The organism is Flavisericum labens (assembly GCF_045446075.1).
GTDB lineage: Bacteria > Bacteroidota > Bacteroidia > Flavobacteriales > Flavobacteriaceae > Flavisericum > Flavisericum labens.
In genome coordinates, this window is sequence record NZ_JBJJBQ010000012.1 from 57,056 (window position 1) to 79,361 (window position 22,306).

Sequence of the window (22,306 nt, forward strand, 5' to 3'; positions counted from 1 at the left end):
TATTTTTTTTTAAAATTCAATATTAACACCAAACGTAAATGAACGTGAACGTGGATATGCTCCATAATCCCATCCTGGCGTAGGATAACTCGTAGAATTTTGTTTTTCATTTACGTTAACCTCCGGGTCAAAACCACTATAGTCTGTTAATGTGAATACATTAAAAATAGAACTATATACGCGGAACCTGTTTATTCCAAATTTATCCACTATACCTTGAGGCAATGTATACCCTAAAGTTGCCGTATTTAACCTAAGGTATGAGCCATCTTCTATAGCAAAAGATGACATGGCGGCATACTCTCCATAAGGCAAGTATGTACTCGCATTGGCATTCAAGGCATCTAATGCCGCAGGTTCTACTACTCTTGTCAATTGACCATTTACAATATCGTGAATTTTATAATGACCTGCAAGCTCTTGAATTCTATTTCTAAAAAGGCCTGACTCCTTGTTACCTAAATAAGCCTCAAGGTGTGTTGCATTATAAATATCATTGCCATAACTCCAAGTAAAATCTAATCCGAAGTCGAAGTTTTTATAGTTTCCATTTAGTGAAAAACCACCAGTATGAACAGGGTTGGGATCACCAATAATTCCAACATCATCAAAATTAATGATACCATCACCGTTAGAGTCACGCAATTTTTGAACACCCGGATAAGCTACTTGATCCCCTGGTTTGTTACTTACGGTACCATATAAAGGACCAAGAATACCACTATCTAAATCTGGAACGCCAGCTTTTAATGTATAGGTTTGGGTACCAGCATCATAATCAAAATCATCTGTAGTATACCATCCTTCATAAACAAAACCTCTCATTAAACCAACAGGCTCTCCTACTTCAAGGGAATAATCTTGGGAAGGCTGTAAACGCACACCAGCCCAAGCCGATGAATAAGGTCCACTAACTGCATCAACTACCTGGTCAACATTGTTTTTATTAAAGTTGATATTAAAGCTACCTGATAAATTAAAATCTTCAGTTCTTATAATATCACCAGAAAATGAGATTTCAACCCCCTTATTACTGGTTGACCCAACATTGGCATAAGTCGCTTCAAAACCTGTTAGCCCAGAAACAGGAAATCTAAAAATAAGGTCTTCTACAGTGTTTTTATAGACCTCAACGGCACCATTTAGCCTACCTCCAAACAGCGTATAATCAATACCTAAGTTTCTGGTAATTGTAGTCTCCCATTTAATATCTGGGTTGGCAATTTCCGCTGCTGGATTATATCGGGCTTGTCTTACTTCGTTAATTGAATATCTGGTTGTTCCAGGAAACCAACTTTGCTTAAATTTCTCGTTTCCTATATCATCATTACCTACGGAACCGTAAGAAACCCTTACTTTTAAGTCATCTAACCAACTTACATCTTTTAAGAAATCTTCTTCAGAAGCTCTCCACGCCAGGGCTCCTGCAGGGAAATAACCCCATTGATTAGCAGATGCAAATCTAGAAGATCCATCAGCACGAAATGTACCTGTAAGCAAATACTTATCTTTGAAAGCATAGTTAAGTTGTCCAAAGTAAGATTCTTGATTGAACGGTTGCCCTATGTTTGACCCTAAGTCAAAATTTACTTCACCCTCTTTGGTCAAAAATTGATCCATATTCGCCCAAGCGCGTTCTGCATCATAAGCCTCTGGGAATTTTTGGCCATAAACATTGGTAGACTCAGAACCAGATTCTGCTACTTCCATACCAGCCATTACACTAAGTTTATGATCTTCTCCTAAGCCTTGCACTTCATAGTTTAAGGTATTAAACCAACGGTAATTCCAACCTTGAGCATGCTGAATAGAAGCATTACCAACGACTATTGTTCCATCAGGTTCTGTGATTGTATTTGCTATACCACCGTTCCATTCTTTACTAACCCTCCAATTGTTACTCAAGCTAAAGTTTGTTTTAGCCGTAAGACCATCTATGATTTCCCAACTAAGCGAAGTATTTGCAACTAAAGAACGATTAACATTATCTAATTGGCTACTATTTAATTGAGCAATTGGGCTAAATTCATCCTGAAGTATACCATTATAATCACCTAATTGGGTATTACTTGTTACGTCTGAATCACCAAGTACATCAGCACTATCAATTGGACGGAACCAATATCCTTGAGAGTTCCCTCCGTTATCACCAACTGAAATTTGAGCATATCTGGTATTCAGGGAGAACTTTAATTTATCACTTAAATCTTGATCTAATCTTAATTGAACATTGGATCTTTTATAAGACGATCCCACTTTGTTACCCTCTTGATCGATATGGTTTACCGCCAAAAGATACTTCGTGTTATCATCACCACCAGATAGATTTATACTATGGTTGTGAGTAAATGCACTGTTATACAACTCTTTTGTATAGTCTCTACTTGACACGTTTCTATAATAATCAATACCTTGTGAATTACTTCCATTTTGCCCACCTATTAACCAAAGCTTTTCCCAGGCGTCGGTATATTGTGAACCAATGGCATCGGCATAAGCCCAGTTGAAAGCTATATAATCATATCCATTCATTACCGGTATATAATCAGGAATTACACTAAATTGTGTAAATCCGTCATAAGTTACTTTAGGTTTACCCGAAACACCATTTTTGGTGGTAATGATTACAACACCATTTGCTCCTCGTGCACCATAAATTGCAGCGGCAGAAGCATCTTTTAAAACATCAATACTTTTAATTTGGTTACTAGGAATGTTATTTATCGATGCAACCGGAAAGCCATCTACTATAAATAAGGGATCATTACTTTGTGATATAGACCCACCTCCTCTTACTCTTATCGCTATTTCTGCTCCAGGACGACCATCTTGAGTTATCACGCGTACACCAGGTAATTTACCCTGTAATGCCTGACCAACATCAGGTACCGGCACTGCAGCTAGTTTTTCACCTGTTACCGAGGCAACAGCACCGGTAAGATCTCTTCTTGTTGTACTACCATAACCAATAACTACAACTTCATCTAAAACACCAGCTTCCTCTACCATGGTAACATTGATAGAAGACCTTCCGTTAACGGAAACCTCTTGTTTCTTGTAGCCTAAATAGTTAAAAACCAAAATATCGGTTGATGCGGTTTTAATAGAATAATTCCCGTCAAAATCTGTAGTTGTTCCAGTAGAACTGTTTTTAATAATAATCGAAACCCCTGGAAGAGGCACACCAGCTTCATCTTGCACCGTACCCGACACGTTTACTTGGGCCTGGGCGTATATTGGCAAGCATAAAAGCACTACCAATAGAAAAAAGCAGTGTTTAAAATTCTTTTTTGTTTTCATACTTATTTGTTTAGTTTGTCTGTTTTTGAGTTTTTACTGATTTTAATTTGAGTTTTTTTAATTAATCATAGGCATAAAGTTTTATAAGAGTTAGTATGTAATGTTAAAATTTTTGTTTGGAATTTCTTTTTAAGAAGATTTTTTATGCAGTAATTACGTCCCATATATTCCTTCCATATTTAGCGTAAAACATTTAAAATCATATAAATCCTTTTGTGGGTATCGATTTATTTCGAATACAATCAGTTTGCAATCGATTACAATAATAAAAAAAAATAAAACCTTAACAAAATATTAATAAGGGTTTTATTGTATTATCAGAAATTTAATTTTGCCTGTTATTTTTTAAGTCTATGTTGATTTTTTGCCTTTATTTTAACACATCATCATCCATTAAAACACTTTTGTGTTTATTGCATACAATAGACTACAAAGCAAACGTAATATTTTCAACCTAAAAAAAACAAATAAAAGAAAGCACAACTAAACAAAAATAAAAGAAATTCCAGAAGACCTTTTAAAAATTCGTATTATTTTATGTGAAGAGATAAAGCTTCAATTACTTTTTCAAGTTCCGCCAAGGCCAATTTAGCCACCTCATTTGCTCCTAAATTTGACAAATGGGTATTATCATTTTTACCATTTTTGTAATACGGATGTTCTCCTTCTTCAAAATGTAAATGTAGTTTTTTTGAACCCTCAACACCATATCTTTCTTCTAAGTGCTCTGTAAAATATTGAAGGTCGATAAAAGGTACGTTAAGTTCCATTGCTACCAACCTAGTTTCTAGAGGGTATTCACCATGGGTGTCGATAAGGGTGCCATGCTCATTAAAATTTCGCCTTGCAATAGATGAAAACAACACAGGAGTGGCTCCTTTTTCCCTGGTTTCTTCAACAAACCGCATAAGATTATGCCTGTAAGTAACATGCGGATTTGTGTATCGGTCGGGCGATTTAAATTTTTGGTCGTTATGCCCAAATTGGATGAACACGTAATCGCCATGCTTCAAAGTTTTTAAAATAGAATCCCAACGTCCTTCGCCAATAAAGCTGCGGCTACTTCGGCCATTTACTGCCCGATTATCAATTGTGACGTTTTCCTTAAAGTACTGTGGTAAGACCTGCCCCCAACCATGTTCTGGATTGTTTTCAGGATTCTTTTTGTTGGCCATAGTAGAATCGCCAATTAAATAAATGGTGAAATCATTGGTTACAGTTTCCTTTTCTGTCTTTTCCTTTTGACCAACTTTATTATTACAGCCAAAAAGAGTAATTAAAAATAAAAGTGACATTGTTCTAAAAACGTTCATACCAGTTTAGTTTTGATTTGTTGTTTTGTGTAGTTAGAATATTTTGTTTTGTATATTTTTTTGCTTCATGCTTTTTTAATTGGTGTGACCAATCTACTCTTTTTTCAGGTTGATAACCTGGGCCAGAACAATTGTATTCGGCATAGAAAGATTGAACTTCGGCTTCTTTTTTGCCCCAATTGTTCCAACCATCTGGAAGAATATGGCTTCCCATTTCGCAATTGATAAACACTGTTTTTGCATTAAATCGCCAAGGCCTTCCCAAATAAACTTTTTTAACATTTTTTTCAGCGGTCAGTTTACAGTTTTTAAACACATAACCAAATTTTTGTCCCTGTGGTGTTGAGGCAGCCGTTATATAAGAATCTGATTTGCTGTGCAACCTACAATTTTCAAAAAGAACAGTCGCACCTCCAAAAATAAAGTCAACTGCGCCCTCAATATAACAATCTTTAAAATACTGCTTAAACCCTTCTCCAGCCGTATAAAGGGTATCTTGAGAACCTATTAGTGCACAATTTTTAAAATAACATCGGTTTGCATTTACCGAAAGCGCCACGGCTTGCCCAACAGGACCCGCGACGTTTTTTATGGTTAGGTTTTTTGCTAAAAAATCGTCTCCTTCCACTAAAAGCGTTGATGTATGAAAGGTGCTGTTTCTACCTAAATTTATTTTTTTGAAAAAATCATCATAGACAATTACGGTATTTTCTTTGCTTTCGCCAATGAGCGAAACGTGTGTATTCCATGAATAAACATGAACCTTTTCGTTATAAACGCCATTTTTAATATTAATAATGACTCTTTGATAAGGAAAGGATTTGGAAGCATTAATGGCTTCTTGGATGGTTGTAAAATCACCACTTCCGTCTTTGGCCACAACCATATTATATTCATCTTTAGGATTTTTATTAGTCCTTTTTGCAGTGTGTTTGGACTTCCATTTCTGATACAAATCCAAAACTTCCTGAGGGTCATCAGTATACCATGCATAACCACGCCTGCGCTCTAACCCAATTTCGGCCATGGTTGATTTTTTTATACCATCTCTATCACAGAAAAAAGGTGTATTATCTTCCAACTCCATAAATCTCGCCCAAAGCGGTTTAGCATCAGAATCTTCTATAATTTTCTTATCAACAAAACGGCCTTTATCATTTAAAACATAATCTTGCCTTATGCCAGTAACCTTTACAGCTTCAAACCACTCAACTGCCTTTTTTATAGCATTTTTTATCTCTTCTGAAGGCTTTTCAATTGACATAAGCAGCAGAACAATACCAGCTGATTCTTTTCCGCTTAGTGAGGGCAGCTCATAACTTCTTGCTTTAGCAGGTTCTAATGTCTTTTCGTGATGTTGCGCACACCAACCAGTTAATACCCCGTTTTGTTTGTATTGGGTTTTTAAAATACAGTCCACTCCTTTATTAAATGCCATCTGTATCTTTTCTATGATTTCGTCCGACGGCTTTATGGAAATCTTATGAGGATTGTCCTTTAAATCTTTTAGCAGATTTAAAATATTCACCATAGAATCATCATTGAAGGTAATATGGCTATAATAACCTTCTCTTAAAGGGTAGAATTGTGGCCAACCACCATTTTCATATTGAGCTTCTAAAATATATTCTAATCCCTTAAGGAATGCCGCTTTATAGCGCTCATCTGGCACTTGACGGTACATTTTTGATAGAAAGCGCATTTCTTGGATAGTTGCTCCGTTATCAGTAGTAACATCATTTGTGCTACTTTTTTGCTGCTTCAGTTCGGCTTTCTTATTTTCGGAAAGTTGCTCATGCATTTTTATATTTTTTGGCCAGCCACCAATATCGCGTTGATAAAGCAAAACGTTATTGGCTATTCGTTTTGCTTCTTGGGTAGCAAACCAATTACCATCTGCTTTGTACACGATACGCCGCCAAGAGACGTCATGAACTTGCCCTATAACACTAGAGCTTAACAAATGGAAAGCAAAAAAAATGGTGATAAAGTATTTAGGAGATTTCATATATATAATAGTCTAAATAGGTTTAGTTTATAACTGACAAACTAACAAAAATATTTCACAATTAAAGATTTTGAAATATTTTTAAATAAAAAAAAGGGATACCAAAATAGATATCCCTCCTTTTATTCAACACAAACAACTATTTCGTTAACAACTTAACGGATTTTTGTCCTTCAGCTGTTTTTATTGTAGCAATATATAATCCAGACTTAATACTAAAATCTGTATTAACACTTGTTTTTAATGATTTTACCAATGCACCTGTGATGCTATAAATATTGATTTCGGTATTTGATTTAACATCAGAAACATATATTCTGCTTCCAACGGCTCTTATATTGGCTGTAACTGCAGACAGATTGTCCTCGACACCAAGAAGTCCATCAACTACTGAAATTTTATGATAGTTTATGGAAGCTGTTGCATACACATAAATGGTTACGGGATCAGTACCTTCGTAAGTAGTGGTTAAAAGGATAGGTTCAGTATTATCTTCTGAAGTTGCTGTCCCTAATACATTTGTGCCATCACTTACCTCGCATGCACGACCGCCTGTCCCATTAACTCTAAAATAAACTTTTATTGTAGAAGGCCCAGTTACTGGAAAAGAAAAATAACGTCTTGTTGGCATTGGGCTACCGCCACTACTACCGTTTCCAGGCCACTCATTATCAGGTGTATAACCGTCACTAAATGGACCACTAAGGCTTGTTGAAGGTCTCATAGCACCAAATGAATTACTAACCGCGGCAACGGTTAATCCATCTATCACTATCGTTTCGTCATTAGCCATTGATAAATCTGCTGGCCAACTGGTAGAAGTTGTACCAATTTCCCAAGTTCTGTCTTGGGCAATTGTTAATGTTGTAACAAACAACATTGGTAAAATAATTAAAAGTAATTTTTTCATCATATTAAAAATAAGTTTTAGTTTAATTCGACTACACTATTGTAATCGATTGTCTAAATTAAATAAAAAAAAAACAATAAAAACAGTAAAACCTTTTTTTTTTAACTTACCCCTATAAACATTTGACATAAAATAAAAAAACACCCAGTTTTCTGGGTGCTTCTTTTAATGAAAAATTGCTATTAATTAGTGAACTATTAGTTTTAATGCTTTTTGCCCTTCTTCGTCTTTAATGGTAACGACATAAAGACCAGTTCTAAAACTAAAATCTGTATCAGAATTAGTTTTTATAGACCTGATTAAAGTACCACTTAAACTGTAAATATTAACCTTGGCACTCGATTTTACATTAGATATATATATTCTATTGTTGTAACCTTGCACCTTAACTGCCGTTGAACTTTCAATTACATCTTCAACACCTAAAGCTAATTCTGCAAATGGGTCCCAACCGTCATTTCCTTTTGTAAAGTTAAATAGGGTTATTTCAGTACCATCGTTTAGAACCGGGGTACTCAAAACAGTTGACCACGAAGCTCTGCTTCCAGAATTATCAACACCTGAAGCACCTTCTATAGAACCGTATTCATACATAAATTCAGATTCACCACCTAAAGAATTTCTCCAACCTTCTGGAAGAATCATAGATTGTCCTATATAACTTGGGTTTTGAGATTCATCAATATTGGTATTATAAAATACAACCTCACTGGTAGTTGCCGCCCATGGACGACCAAAATAACCTGGCTTACCGTAATTTGTAGAAGCCGTTTCCACACCAGGTTCAGCAGATTTAATGTTACATTCGTACATTAAATAACCTCTACCTCCACTGTGTTGTGCTGCCGTTATGTAGGCTACATCGCTACCCGAATCACTAGTGTTTAAAACTAAATCTGATTGATAAAATACAGCTATCATTCCTCCAAACAAATAATCTACAGCACCCATAATAGCACCTTTATAGATGGCTATTCTAGAATTATGTTGACCATAAAAGGAATCTTGACGCCCTACAATACGACAGTTGTTTAAAATAGTTTTATCTCCTACCACACCAATAGCTGCGGCACGCTCTACATAACCTAAACTTCTATCCTGTACAGACGTGTCTCCATAAGTTGTTGGCCTTACGCCACCACTTGGAGATGCGTTGGTAACCTCAACAATATCATCAGACTCTTTTAATGAAATATATTGATTAAATGAATTTTCTAAAATAATATTTTCAGCGGTAAACCCATTGGCTAAAACAACCACTGTAGCACACCAGTATGATTGGTTGGTTGACCCAGAAACATTATCATATAATTGATAACCGTTTGCTTTATTAACCGCCAATACCTCTGCACTCCATTTATTATCAGTTCCTTGGCTAAAGTAATTATAACCTGTTCCGTAATAAGACGTAATTCTTACCGCATTCGGGTCTATATCAACTCCTTTGTTCGCTAATGCTATACTTGGGGTAGCTGCTGCGTTTTTAAGCGTTATATTATTATTTCTAATTACAATCATTTCTTCATAATTAGCTGGATCAATCAATACTGTTACTCGTTCGTCATTAGGACGGTCCATTTCTGCAATCGCATTTAATGCTGCATTTATAGTTTGATAATCCTTATCAGTACCAACAGTAATCACATCAGAAAACGCGACAACTGGTCTTACCGATATGTTTGTAAAATACGTTGTTCCACCTGAACATGTAATAGTTGCAGTACCTGGAGAACCACCTGGATAAACGTACTCTACGGTTTCAAAATTAGAAGTACTTCCAGTGTTAGTTGTAACGGGATCGCCTCCTTCAATTGAAAATTCGGCCGAATAATAATAAGTAACTATCATTTTCTCTCCCGGATTTAATGGTACAGTCATAGTATCGGTATCTCCACCCACAATGTGCCCTTTGGCAATCTCGTTTTGCATTCCAGATAGCGCCAGTCCTTTATAGTATAAATCCGTGTTTAAAATTACTTTGTCATCGAAACTCCATTCGGTTACTGGATTGAACATTAAGTCTTTACTAGTATCTGCTCCAAATACATTTAAATTGGAAGTTAATGCCAACTCAATTGGATATTCGTCTAAACCTGCATAATCAATAGTGTATACACCATCGCGCAAAGCAACGGTACTAACGTCGGTGAAGTTATATGTATAGCCAGCTTCGTTTAAATTGTTGAATGTCAACTCCAATTTACTCAATTGCGTAGCATCCAAACCTGGCGCATTAATGGTTACATTATATAAAGGTTTTAATGTAAAGGCAATATCTGCCGATTGATCAGCATTTCCAATAATTATGGTGTTTGATACTATTTCAAAATCATTAACACCTTCGGCTGAAATAGTATATTCTACATTAGGCTCTAATTGAACGGTGTATGTAGATGCCCCGGTGTCAATCATTGGCTCTGGCATAAATATTTTATTAGCTGCTGGGTCTGGTGTATAGGTTATTACCGCATTAGAAATTTCTGAGCCTAATCCGGTAATTGCTCCACTTACGGTATATAATTCCACTTGCTGAATGTCCACGTCAAATGATGCTGTCGACTCTTCGACTAAGATGGTATTAGCAGTACTAATCACATATCCGTTGGCATTTGCCAAGCTTAAATCGTAATTATAATCTTGAGGCAAATCTATACTATAAGTTCCACTAGATGGTGCCACCGACCAAGATTTACCGGCTGCGTTTGTAAACACAATTTCATAATTGCCCGGTATTCCAGCAGCCTGCGTTACATCAACGTTACCTGTTAATGTTTTATAGGTAGCATCCTTTCTTTCAACTCTGAAATAACTTGGTTTATCTGCACTATCATAAATGCGGTAATTACCGGCTGCTTTTGCAACAAAGTTGACCATAGTTATCGAGCTGCTTGTATTAACATTTACAACATCGTCTTGTGCTTCTGGATCGGGAACATAGGTAAAGTGAATTTCCCCGCCTGCACTTTGAGCCAACATAGCCAAAGTAACCTCATCGTCTTCACTTAAGGTTAAACTCATGTATCGTCCTGTTGCTCCTGCACTATTTACATAAATTCTACCATTGTAGCCCGAAACTACACTTGATTCATCATATCGCGTTAGGTTGGTATTGGATGTTCTTAACCGATCGTTACCACCGCCAAACCAACTTAACACTCCTTCTGTCCAAGAGGAAGGCAAAACGTTACCTGAAGAACCTGGGGTTATAGCACCATCGTACCAGGCATTTATTTTAGTTTCATCTAATTTGTTGTTATACAGGTTGACATCCAGTTGTTCGGCACCGAAATCCCAAACATCAATTTTTCCATTGGAAGGTTCAATTTCCGCTGCATTTTCAATGGACATACCGTGCAAATAGATTTCTGCTGTTGGGTACCCTGCACTTACTAAAGTTGCCGTAATGGTACCGGCAGGTCCCTCATAACTAAAGTTCACTGGCACTCCATCTGTTCCATCTGCAATGTTTTGGGCAGGTATTTCACCTATTACGGTACCATTGGTATCTCTAAATTCAAATACGGCATCATCTGCAACACCATATTTATCAACTATAAATGTTATTGTGGCATCTCCAGCTACAATCATTTCAAAAGAATTTCCTGGGAAAAATACGCCACCGTGGCTAGAATCATGATAACCAAACTGCCCTGCTTCATCCGTGGTATTACTGTTCATGGTTAAAATACCGTCAGCTGTTTTGAACGTTTCATAACGTAACGATGTATAACTTGTTTGAGGCATTTCAGAGCCATCTGCAAAATTATACGCATAAGTTTCACCCGGATTAGCAGTAACCACTGCCGAGCTATCTGAAATGTTTATTATATAGGATGTTGGATCATTTCCGTCATCGGTAAACGTAATGGTAAGTTCATTCCCATTTACAGAAGTAGACGCAATATCGCCTGTTAATGCCGGTGTGAACGACGATAAATCAGTTCCTCCCAAATCTATTTCGATTGAGGCTGATTCATTTGTAGCACTAAATACTGTTCCGTCTCCAATAGTAAATGAAATGCCAGCGGCTTCAGCGGCATCGGCGCCACCTAAAAAGGTAATCTCCGTTCCGTTAATAGTTATGGTTCCAGATCTTTGAACCCATGGTGTTAATGAAATATCGTAAGGTATTGGTGAAACTTCTATATAAGGCAAGTAATTTTGGCCTGTAGCTTCAAAGCTCAGTGTACCGGCTGTACCCACATAAACAAAATCTACCCAAGGCCCACCGTCAGCACCTTGAGGGTAAGTTACAGCTGTTGCATGAGGTTGTTCCGCAATATCGAAACTACCCGTACCAGTTGTTACAGAAGCCACAACTGTTGCTCCGGAATACTGGTCTCCAGCCAATCGGATTTTACTATTTCCTGAAACCTGTAACGTAATAATGTTACCCGTTTTATAGTTTAATCCGTGCTGGGCACTGTGAAAGCCATAAGCATTTGATGCACCTGATTCTACTTTAACTAAACCTTTTTCAATGGTTACATTGCCAGGAGCATCTTGTGGCACAATTGTTTGATCCCTAAAATCAAAATAATAAGGAATATTTGATTCGTTTGAAAGGTAAGCAACACCAAACTGTGCAGGTATTACTTCTATTTGAGGTAGGTACAAATCATTGCCAGATGCGGCTACGGTAGTAAATGTTAAGGTTCTAGCTGGTCCGGAATAAACAATATCAAAAGTATCTGACAAATCGTTAACAACAACTCCAACTTGGGTTCCTAAATCACCATCATCAACAGCTGTTCCTTTAACATCAAGTCCTGAATATTGAGACCCTAAAAACCTTACGGTACAACTTCCATCAACATCTATGCTAATGGTTTGGTCAACCTTAAGGTCTAATCCATATTGCGTTCCATGATGGATATAGGCACCTCCTAAGGTTAATTTTCCATCAGCACTTTGCTGATTGGAAATAATTGTTCCATCCTTAAAATCGTAAGTCACTGTATCGTGCAGATAACTATTATCAAACAACTCAATGGTAAATGTTGTAGGGTCTGAAGCTCCATCGGCATAAGTAATATCTAAATCATTCCCATTAATAGATGCCGATGCAATATCTCCAGAAACTGATGGGGTAAGGGTCGACAAATCAGCTCCACCCAAATCAATGGCAATCATACCCGTATTGTTTGTCTCGGAGATGACAACCCCTGCACTTACGGTAATAGCGGCATTATCTGCCGAAGTAGCGCCAGAAGTAAGATTAATATCAACTCCATTGAGTGTAACCGTTCCTGATTTCTGAATATAGGAATTTAGTGATATGTCATAAGGAATTGGAGACAGCTCGATATAAGGAATGTAATTGGTACTACCAACGCCGGTTAATACCACTGTTCCAGCATCTCCTACATAGGTAAAGTCTACCCATGGACCACCATCAGCACCTTGAGGGTAAGTAACACTAGTCATATGAGGTTGCTCAGAAATATCAAATGCACCAGTTGTGCTTGAGGCGGCAATGGAACCACCTGAATATTGGTCGCCAGCAACCCTTATTTTAGTGTTGCCTGCTACCTGAAGCGTTATGGTATTTTGGTCTTTAAAAGTAATGCCATGTTGCGAACCATTCAAACTAATCCCATTACAACATCCTGCATCAATAACAATTAGCCCTGCTTCCACATGATTCCCTGCTCCTGCAGGATAGATACTCTCGTCTCTTAAGTCAAAATAATAAGCAACATTCTTTTCGGCTTGAGTAAAATCTTTACCAGCCTGAACAGGGATGACTTCGATTGATGGCAAGTACAAATCGTTACCTGTAGCTGCTACAGTAGTAAACGTGAGTGTGGCAGCCTGACCCGAATACACAAAATCAAAAGTGTCAGATAAATCATTAGTAACCATTCCAACTTGAGTTCCTAAATCACCATCATCAACAGCAGTTCCTTTTACATCAAGAGATGAATACTGCGAACCAAGAAATCTTACCGTACAACTTCCTGCAACTTGAATACTTATGGTTGCATCAACTTTTGCGTTAAGACCATAAGTTGTACCATGATGGCTGTAAGTTCCACCTAAAGTTAATAGTCCATCACCACTTTGTCCTGCACCGATAATAATTCCATCTTTAAAATCGTAGGTGACTACACCTACATTTTGCCCTTGTATCGAAAACGAAAAAAATAGCAAAGGAATCAATAAGAAAAAGTAAAATTTTTTCATTGTCATAAATAATTTAGTTAAAAGTTTAGTTGTGATTCAATTTTAACAGATTAAAATTAAATCTTTAGTTTTTGTAGCTAAGTGAGAATTTGGGCAACCAATCAACAAAACGGTCTTTCAACAATAGTCACTAAAAATAGTGAGGTGCAAAAATTATAAAAAGACTTAATGTAATCGATTGCCCAAATATATAATAAAATTATTAATCTATCAAAATAAAACTTGTTTTGTTCAAAATTTAACAAAATCCCATAGGAAATATCACCACATTATTAAAAAGAGTAAAAGATAGATTTTACAACAATAATCCGTCATTACCGGATAAAGTAATCAACTTGGTAAATATTTATGTCTAAATTCTAACAAAATCACTCAATGACTATATAACCAATCATAACTATAAACTTTAAACCTTATAATAAAGCACTGGGATTCATTTTTTAGATAAATTCCGATTAAATAGCTGCCGTTCATCGTTTTTTATTTTTAAAACAATATTTTTTTTAAATTAAAAACTATATTTGGGTAATCGATTGCACGTTATTACAATAAAAACTAAACTCTTTTTAGTCGTGACAAAAAAACTCTCTTTAAAACTTTTCTTTTTGTTTATTGCTCCCTTTGCAATGGCACAAACCGCCACTATTACAGAGACTAGTGGTTGGCTAGAAACGGCATCTATTAAATGGAACGATGTTGCCGAAGCCGAAAGCTACAATGTATATTACTCTGGAGAAGGTATCTCCAATCAAAAAATAGATGACCAACTCATAAGATGCTATGACGGTTACCACCGAGCTGATGTTTTAGGGCTAAAAGCGGGAAACTATACCGTTAGCGTTGCACCAGTTATCGCAGGTATTGAGGGCACCATCACAACCAGTGAAACCATAGCAGTTGCTGCTCACGACCGCACCGGATTTGCCTTTTCTAACGGACGAGTGCCTGGAGGCTACAACCTGGATGGCACGCCAAAATCTGGCGCTGTGATTTTATATATCACCGAAAACACTAAAAACACTATTGAACTACATGTGACCGGAGCAAACTCAAATCCATGTATCGGATTGCAAACCATTTTAGATGGCTTTAAGAAAGGTGACGATAATAGACCCCTAATTATTAGGCTTGTCGGGCAAATAACCGACCCTTCATATATGTTGAACGGAGATATTGTTATCGAAAACAAGAATAATGCATTAAGCCACATCACATTTGAAGGTGTTGGTGATGATGCCGTTGCAGATGGTTGGGGCATTCGAGTTAAAAATGCTACCAACATTGAAATTCGCAACCTGGGCTCCATGAACTGCGACAGTAGCGAGGGCGACAACATTGGCTTGCAACAAAATAATGATTACATTTGGGTACACAATGTTGATTTCTTCTATGGAAATGCCGGCGGTGATGCCGACCAAGCCAAGGGCGATGGTGCATTGGATTGCAAACGCTCAACCTATGTTACTTTTTCATATAACCACTTTTGGGATTCTGGAAAATCAAATCTTTTAGGATTAAGTGAAGACCCATCCGATGATTTATATATTACATACCACCATAACTGGTATGACCACTCTGATTCAAGACATCCGCGAGTTCGATATTACTCGGCACATGTTTACAACAATTATTACGACGGAAATTCAAAGTATGGTGTCGGTGCAACCAACGGCTCATCTATATTTGTTGAAGCCAACTACTTCAGAAATTGTAAATACCCTATTTTAACCTCTATGCAGGGTTCGGATGTTTATGATGAAAACACAGGTTCAAATGACTATTCTGATATGCCCACATTTTCTAAGGAAGATGGTGGTAGCATCAAGGCCTTCAACAATTATATTGAAGGAGCTAGACGGTTTGTTGCATATGGCGACACCAACTTTCCAAATTCTACTGTAGATTTTGACGCTTATGTTGTTTCTACAATAAATGAAACCATGCCAGCCAACGTAACTTCGGTTTATGGAGGAAACATCCATGATAATTTCGACACTAACCCATCGGTGATGTATAATTACATCCCCGATAGTCCAGAAGGCGCTAAAACGAAGGTCATGCAATATGCGGGACGCATGAACGGTGGCGACTTCAATTGGACATTTAACAATGCAACAGACGATACTTCTTATGCGGTTGATCCAGGCTTAAAAAGTGCTTTAACGGGTTACACTACAGATTTAATTTGTGTTCAAGGCGATGTTGGACCAGAACCAGCCATCACGCTATCGGCAAATGCTGGCGACGCCTTGGTAAGCCTTAACTGGAATGTTAGCAACTACACGGCCTCGGCCTACGAAATATTTAGAGATACCGATTCAGATCCTGCAGGAAGAACTAAATTGACCGATATCGCCGACCCAAATACTTTAAGCTACACAGATAATTCTGCAGTCAACGGCATAACCTATTTTTATTGGGTGGTTGCTGATAGTTCTATTGAATCTAATTTCGATTCAGCAACTCCGGTTGAAGGCGGAACTAGCACTGGAGATGAAATCCACAACTTTACTCTTTCTGGAACGAACAGCACATTTTATTCCATTACAGGAAACCTTTCAGATTCAAAAGGAACCGTAAATTACAACGGATTAACCTTGACACAATGTCTAAAAATTGAATCGAGTACCAGTATAACCTTTACCACTACAGCTACATCAAATTTAATATTGGTTTTTAACGAGGGGTATTCTGGAGATATCAAAATAAACGGAACAAGTTATGGCATAACCAACGGTATTCTAACTTTAGAACTACCTGCCGGTTCTCATGAGATTACTAAAGACAGCGTTGCCAATCTTTATTTTATGAGTGTTGAATATGAATCATTAGGTGTAAACGACATTCAAAAAACCAAATTAAGGTTGTACCCGAATCCAATAAGCGATATACTCCATATTTCGTCTGAGGCCAAAGTGGAGGAAGTTAGAATTTATAGTCTTTTAGGTGTTCTGGTTAAAGCCGCGGAAGAACATGTTAATCGTGTTGACATGACCAATTTAAATACCGGAAGCTATTTAGTAAAAATTAAAACTGCTCAGGATGTTATTGATAAAATAGTAGTCAAAAATTAATTCTATAAATCAATATAAACAACCCCGAAAGGTGATTTCGGGGTTGTTTATAATATTTACATTTTTTTTACTTATATTGGGGCCAAATAAATAATACCGTTTTGCAATTCAAGCCAAAATCCATTTAAATTTAACGGGGTTTTTCTTAATAATAAGCAACAAATTAGTTGTTTTCAAAAAAAACACCCTTATTTATGTTAAATAGCAGAAATTTAATTTGGATTTTGTACAAATTGTTATAATTTCGTGCAATCGATTGCATCTGTAATTTCCCTTACTAGGTATTTTTATGTTGTAAATCACAAACAAACTTTAAAACAAGTACTAATTAAACTAAAACTCTATGACAAATTATTTATTATTTGATCATCTTTTTTTCTCTTTTAAACTACGGAAGAAAAGAGAACGCTTAAATAAGGTTTGCTATGCCTTATTTATTGCTTTATTTATGCTTAGCTCAAATATTTATGCACAAGACAACATAAGTGTGAGCGGTGTAATTACTGACGGAGGTGAACTGGGAGGTCCGCTTCCTGGTGTAACCGTTCTTGTAAAAGGGACGACCAATGGTGCCTCAACAGATTTTGATGGAAACTACACATTAAACAATGTAGACTCAAATGCTACTTTATCGTTTTCTTATGTGGGCTACAAAACACAAGAAGTAGCCGTTAATGGACAAACAACAATCAATGTTACATTAGAAGTTGATGTAAGCCAATTAGACGAGATTGTAATAGTTGATTATGGTTATGGAAAAGTAAACAAGTTAGACATGACTGGTTCTACGGCTAGCATTGACAGCAAAGCACTTTCTACAATTCCTGTTGCGAATGCAGCTGAAGCGCTTTCCGGTAGATTACCTGGTGTTAATGTAACCTCTGCCGATGGCGAGCCTGGTGCAAGTATCAGAATTCGAGTAAGGGGTGGTACATCGCTTTCTCAAGATAACAGCCCATTATTTGTAGTAGACGGTTTCATTGTTGGAGGAATTGATAACATTCCTGTTAACGACATTGCGAGCATCGATGTATTAAAAGATGCGGCGGCGACTGCTGTTTATGGTGCTCAAGCATCAAATGGTGTAATTGTTGTTACCACAAAAAATCCAGTGGAAGGAAAAACGTCTGTTTCATATAACAACTTTTTTACTTTCAATGAATTACCTAATGACAGAAAATATGATGTTTTAAGTCCTTATGAATTTGTTTTGGCAAATTATGAATACCAAGCGTTAAGAGGAGAAACTGCTGTTGAAGGTTTTGAAAAATTCTTTGGTAAGTATGATGACTTAGAGTTATACAAAGAAAAAAAGCCAACCGATTGGCAAGACGAATTATTTGGTGGCTCTAGATTATCTCAATACCATAACCTTTCTATTGGAGGTGGTACAGAATTGACCAAGATGAACTTGAGTATTTCCCATAATGATGACGAAGGGCTTCTTACTGGTTCTGGATACCAAAGAACAGCAATCAACTTTAAATTAAATCAAAAAATATCTGACCGCCTTAAATTTGACGTTCAAACTAGGATAACAAACTCTATTAGAGATGGTGCTGGTACTTCAAGCGGACAATTAAGTATTAAAGATGCTGTGCAAACGCGTCCTGTAAACGGTATTGCCGATGAATTGGATATCGATTTAAACCAAGTAACGGATAATGATGATTTTCAACAATTTTTATTAGGTTTAATTAACCCTAACGAATTGGTAAAGCAAGACTGGAGAAAACGTACAGACCATGACTACGTTTTTAATGCAGCGTTAACTTGGAATGTAACAGACGACATTACAGCAAAATCATCTTTCTCTCGTTCAAAAGATTTTAGAACTGATTTAAGGTTTTATGGCCCTTTAACCAGTGAGTCTTTTAACAATGGAGGTAGCTTGCCTCTAGGACAAAGAACTCAAAGACAGTCTGACAACTACCGTTGGATTAATACCTTAAACTATAAAAAGGATTGGGGAGAATCTAAATTAGATGTTTTATTAGGTCATGAAATTTCTTCAAGCGGGGGGGATTCAAATTTCCTTAGGGCTGAAAACTTCCGTTTATCAGTTACTCCAGAAGAATTATTCGCAAACATGCAATTTGGTGATGTAGACAGAATATCTGGTGGAGAATTTACTCCTACAAACAGAAAGTCGTTCTTTGGTAGATTTGACTTTAACTTGCAAAATAAGTACATTTTCACCTTTACAGCAAGAGCTGACCAATCTAGTAAATTTGCAAAAGAAAACTCTTTAGGTATATTCCCGGCATTATCGTTCGCTTGGAAAATGGACGAAGAAGATTTTATGCAAGATGTTGATTTTGTAGATCAGCTTAAACTTAGAATTTCCTATGGTGAAACCGGTAACGACCGTATTGGTTCCGGCTTAACCCAATTCCTTTTTCAAGGAACAACCAACAGAGGTCCTGGATTTGGGAATGTAGATAACATCTATTATACCCCAGACAGTAGTTCTCTTTACAACCCTGATTTAATTTGGGAAACAACGGTAACAAGTAACTACGGTTTAGATTTCACCATGTTCAACAAACGATTGAATGGTAGTATAGATTACTATAGAAACGAAACTCGAGACCTATTATATACAAGTGCAATTCCTACTTCTACAGGATTTAATGAAGAATATGCCAACATTGGTAGTACAGCAAACCAAGGGGTGGAAATGGGACTTACAGCCTATATTATAGATACTAACGATTTTACTTTATCAACCAACTTTAACATTGGCCATAACGTATTGACCATTGAGAAATTAGATGGTACACAGTCACGATTTGCTCAATCTAACTGGGCTAGTACCGACCTTAGAAACAGAAACGATTACATTCTTGAATTAGGTGGCAAAATTGGTAACATGTATGGGTTTGTAACTGACGGATTCTATAGTGTTGACGATTTTGAAAGTTATGATGAAGTAACTGGTGACTATATCTTAAAAGATGGTATTGCCGATTCTAACTCCACCGTTGGAGGTGCTCAGGTTAGACCTGGTTCCTTAAAATTAAAAGATTTAAATGACGATGGTGTAATTGACAGTGATAATGACCGACGAATTATAGGTAACGCATTACCTGATTTTCAAGGTGGTTTTGGAGTTAACGTAAGATGGAAAAACTTTGACCTTTCTACTTTCTTCAACTATCAAGTAGGTAACGACGTTTACAATACCGGTAAAATTCAGTTTAATCAATTTAGAAGAATTAACAACGGTAATTTGTTAACCACTATGAGCTTAGAGAACAGATTCACCTATCTAGATGTTGATGGTACTTATACAGGAACTCCTGGCGGTATTGTTACAGACTTAGAGGACTTACGTGCATTGAACCAAGGTAAAAACATCTGGTCTCATGCCAGTCATGGTGTAGCTGCGGCGGTTGTTCACGACTGGGCCATAGAGGATGGTTCCTTTTTACGATTAAATAACGTAACTTTAGGCTATAGTTTACCTAGTAAGTTAATTTCTAAAATTGGTTTATCTAAATTTAGAGTATTTGCGACAGGAAGAAACCTTGCTATTTGGACGAAATATTCAGGGTATGACCCAGAGGTTAACACAAACAGTAACCCCTTCACTCCAGGTGTAGATGAATCATCTTTCCCTAGAGCGCGTTCTTATACATTCGGTATTAATGCAACATTTTAATTTATGAAAAAGAAAATTATCAATATGAAACTTAAACTAATACTAGCTATAATACCTATGGTTATCATAGCTACATCGTGTGACAAAGACTTTTTGGAACCCAATTCCATTTCAACGTTCGATTTAAATTATATCTATTCCAACGTTGATGATGCCAGAAATGGTGTAAATGCAGTTTACTCATACTTTAACCAAGATGCGTTCCGCTCAAGATTATCCAACAACATGACTGGTAACACAGATATTGAACTTGGAGGTATTGGAAATAACACGCAAGACAATGGTAGACGTGAGATATGGAATGTTGACGCAACCAATTCAAACAACGATTTAAATATTGTTTGGACTTTCGCATACCGTGCCATTAGAGATGCCAATATTGCTATTGAAGGTATTCAAAACTCAGGCAGCCTGAATTCTGAAGATGTTACAGTACAAAACACATTCAAACACCTTTTAGGTGAGGCCCATACTTTAAGAGCATACTGGTACAGTATGTTGGCTTATCATTTTGGCGATGTACCTTATATTACAGAAGCTCCGGTTGCTGGTGCTAATTTCTTTGTTGAAGAATCACCTAGAAATGATATACTAGCAAGTGAAATTCAACATTTAATAGATGTTGAAGAGGGTATGCAATGGGGAGAAGCCTTACCTTACGGTATCGAGCAAGTAAACCGTGAATATACCCTTGGTATGATTGCACGTTTAGCGTTACAACGTGGTGGATATTATTTAAAGCCAGACCTTAACATGGTTCGCGACAGCGACTATTTAGATTACTATGAAATTGCTAGACAGTATTCTAAAAAATTAATAGATTTAAAAGACAGAGAATTACCAACTGACTTTAGACAAATATTTTATAACCAAAATATATTTATCTCTCCTGTAAATAGAGAAATTCTTTTTGAAGTCCCATTTGCCCTTGGCGGTGGAGATGTAGGTTGGAATATTGGTATTAGCGTACAAGGTGGAACTGATGCTAAGCATGACTATGGATCGGGTGGAAACTATATGGCCATACCCGCTACTTACTACATGTCTTTCGATAGCAAAGATTTACGTAGAGAGGTAACCTGTGGACTGTTTAGAGTAACTATGGAAGATACTTTAGACCACGTTGGTGTTCGTAATATCTCTCAAGGAAAATGGAATAGACGTTTATTACCAGAACCTCCAGGAAGAGAGTCTGCTAAAGGAACGGGTATCAACTGGGTAATGATGCGTTACTCTGATGTGCTTATGATGTTCGCTGAAGCAGAAAACGAATTGAATGGGCCTACCATGGAAGCTCAAAACGCCTTCAAAAGAGTTCGTCAAAGAGCGTTTGACCCTGCAGATTGGAGTACAAAAGTAGATGCTTATATGGCACAAATTTCCGTATCAAAAGATGCATTTTTTGACGCTATTGTAGATGAACGTGCATGGGAGTTTGGCGGTGAAATGATTCGTAAATATGAATTGATTCGTTGGAACCTTTACTACGACAAAATGGTGGAAACAGTTGAAGGTTTAAAAAAGTTAGCTGATGATGCTTTCGCTGGAATAGGTTCAGGACCAGACTATATGTACTGGAAAACGGACGACGATGGTAATTTCCAGGTACTCAACCCAGATAACAAAGTGGTTGCTGCACCAGATGATACTTGGATTAGGGAAACCTTTTTGTTAGGTCTACATAATGACCAAACCACTTATCAGGGTTTCATTTTAACCGACTTTGAAAACTATGTAAACGGCCCTAATCCTGGCGTAGTTAGATACATTTTCCCTAAACCTGTAACAGCCGTTGATAATAGTCAGGGTACTTTAAGCAATGATGGATACGGTTTTAATTAAAAAAAAATG

Annotated in this window: 8 protein-coding genes; 3 read left to right on the plus strand and 5 right to left on the minus strand. The window is 36.9% G+C overall.

Annotation, left to right across the window (positions count from 1 at the left end):
- Positions 1-9 precede the first annotated feature (9 nt).
- The 5 genes from ACIEHO_RS15105 to ACIEHO_RS15125 form a co-directional block, all read right to left on the minus strand.
- Positions 10-3,300 (minus strand): SusC/RagA family TonB-linked outer membrane protein, encoded by a 3,291-nt coding sequence (locus ACIEHO_RS15105; protein WP_406973233.1) that lies wholly within the window; start codon positions 3,298-3,300, stop codon positions 10-12.
- Between the two features lie 530 nt (positions 3,301-3,830).
- Entirely contained in the window at positions 3,831-4,613 is a 783-nt protein-coding gene (locus tag ACIEHO_RS15110; protein ID WP_406973235.1) for a rhamnogalacturonan acetylesterase, read from the minus strand.
- The gene (pelA, locus tag ACIEHO_RS15115; protein ID WP_406973237.1) at positions 4,600-6,621 is read right to left on the minus strand and encodes a pectate lyase; all 2,022 of its coding nucleotides are present in this window, start codon (positions 6,619-6,621) and stop codon (positions 4,600-4,602) included. The genes ACIEHO_RS15110 and pelA overlap by 14 nt, the downstream gene beginning before the upstream one ends.
- Before the next feature lie 139 nt (positions 6,622-6,760).
- A complete protein-coding gene (locus ACIEHO_RS15120; RefSeq protein WP_406973239.1) occupies positions 6,761-7,534 on the minus strand; it encodes a T9SS type A sorting domain-containing protein in 774 nt (257 codons plus the stop codon).
- A gap of 183 nt (positions 7,535-7,717) precedes the next feature.
- Positions 7,718-13,717 (minus strand): pectinesterase family protein, encoded by a 6,000-nt coding sequence (locus tag ACIEHO_RS15125; RefSeq protein WP_406973241.1) that lies wholly within the window; start codon positions 13,715-13,717, stop codon positions 7,718-7,720.
- A 572-nt stretch (positions 13,718-14,289) separates the two neighbouring features.
- Here ACIEHO_RS15125 and ACIEHO_RS15130 point away from each other — a divergent pair.
- From ACIEHO_RS15130 to ACIEHO_RS15140, 3 genes are all read left to right on the plus strand, one after another.
- Positions 14,290-16,791, plus strand: a complete 2,502-nt coding sequence (locus ACIEHO_RS15130) for a pectate lyase family protein (protein WP_406973243.1) — start codon at positions 14,290-14,292, stop codon at positions 16,789-16,791.
- A 343-nt stretch (positions 16,792-17,134) separates the two neighbouring features.
- Positions 17,135-20,455 carry a SusC/RagA family TonB-linked outer membrane protein gene (locus ACIEHO_RS15135; protein ID WP_406973245.1) on the plus strand — a complete coding sequence of 1,107 codons (3,321 nt, stop codon included), beginning with the start codon at positions 17,135-17,137 and terminating at the stop codon, positions 20,453-20,455.
- Between the two features lie 24 nt (positions 20,456-20,479).
- Complete coding sequence (locus ACIEHO_RS15140; RefSeq protein WP_406973247.1) at positions 20,480-22,297, plus strand: RagB/SusD family nutrient uptake outer membrane protein; 1,818 nt, start codon at positions 20,480-20,482, stop codon at positions 22,295-22,297.
- Positions 22,298-22,306: the final 9 nt, after the last annotated feature.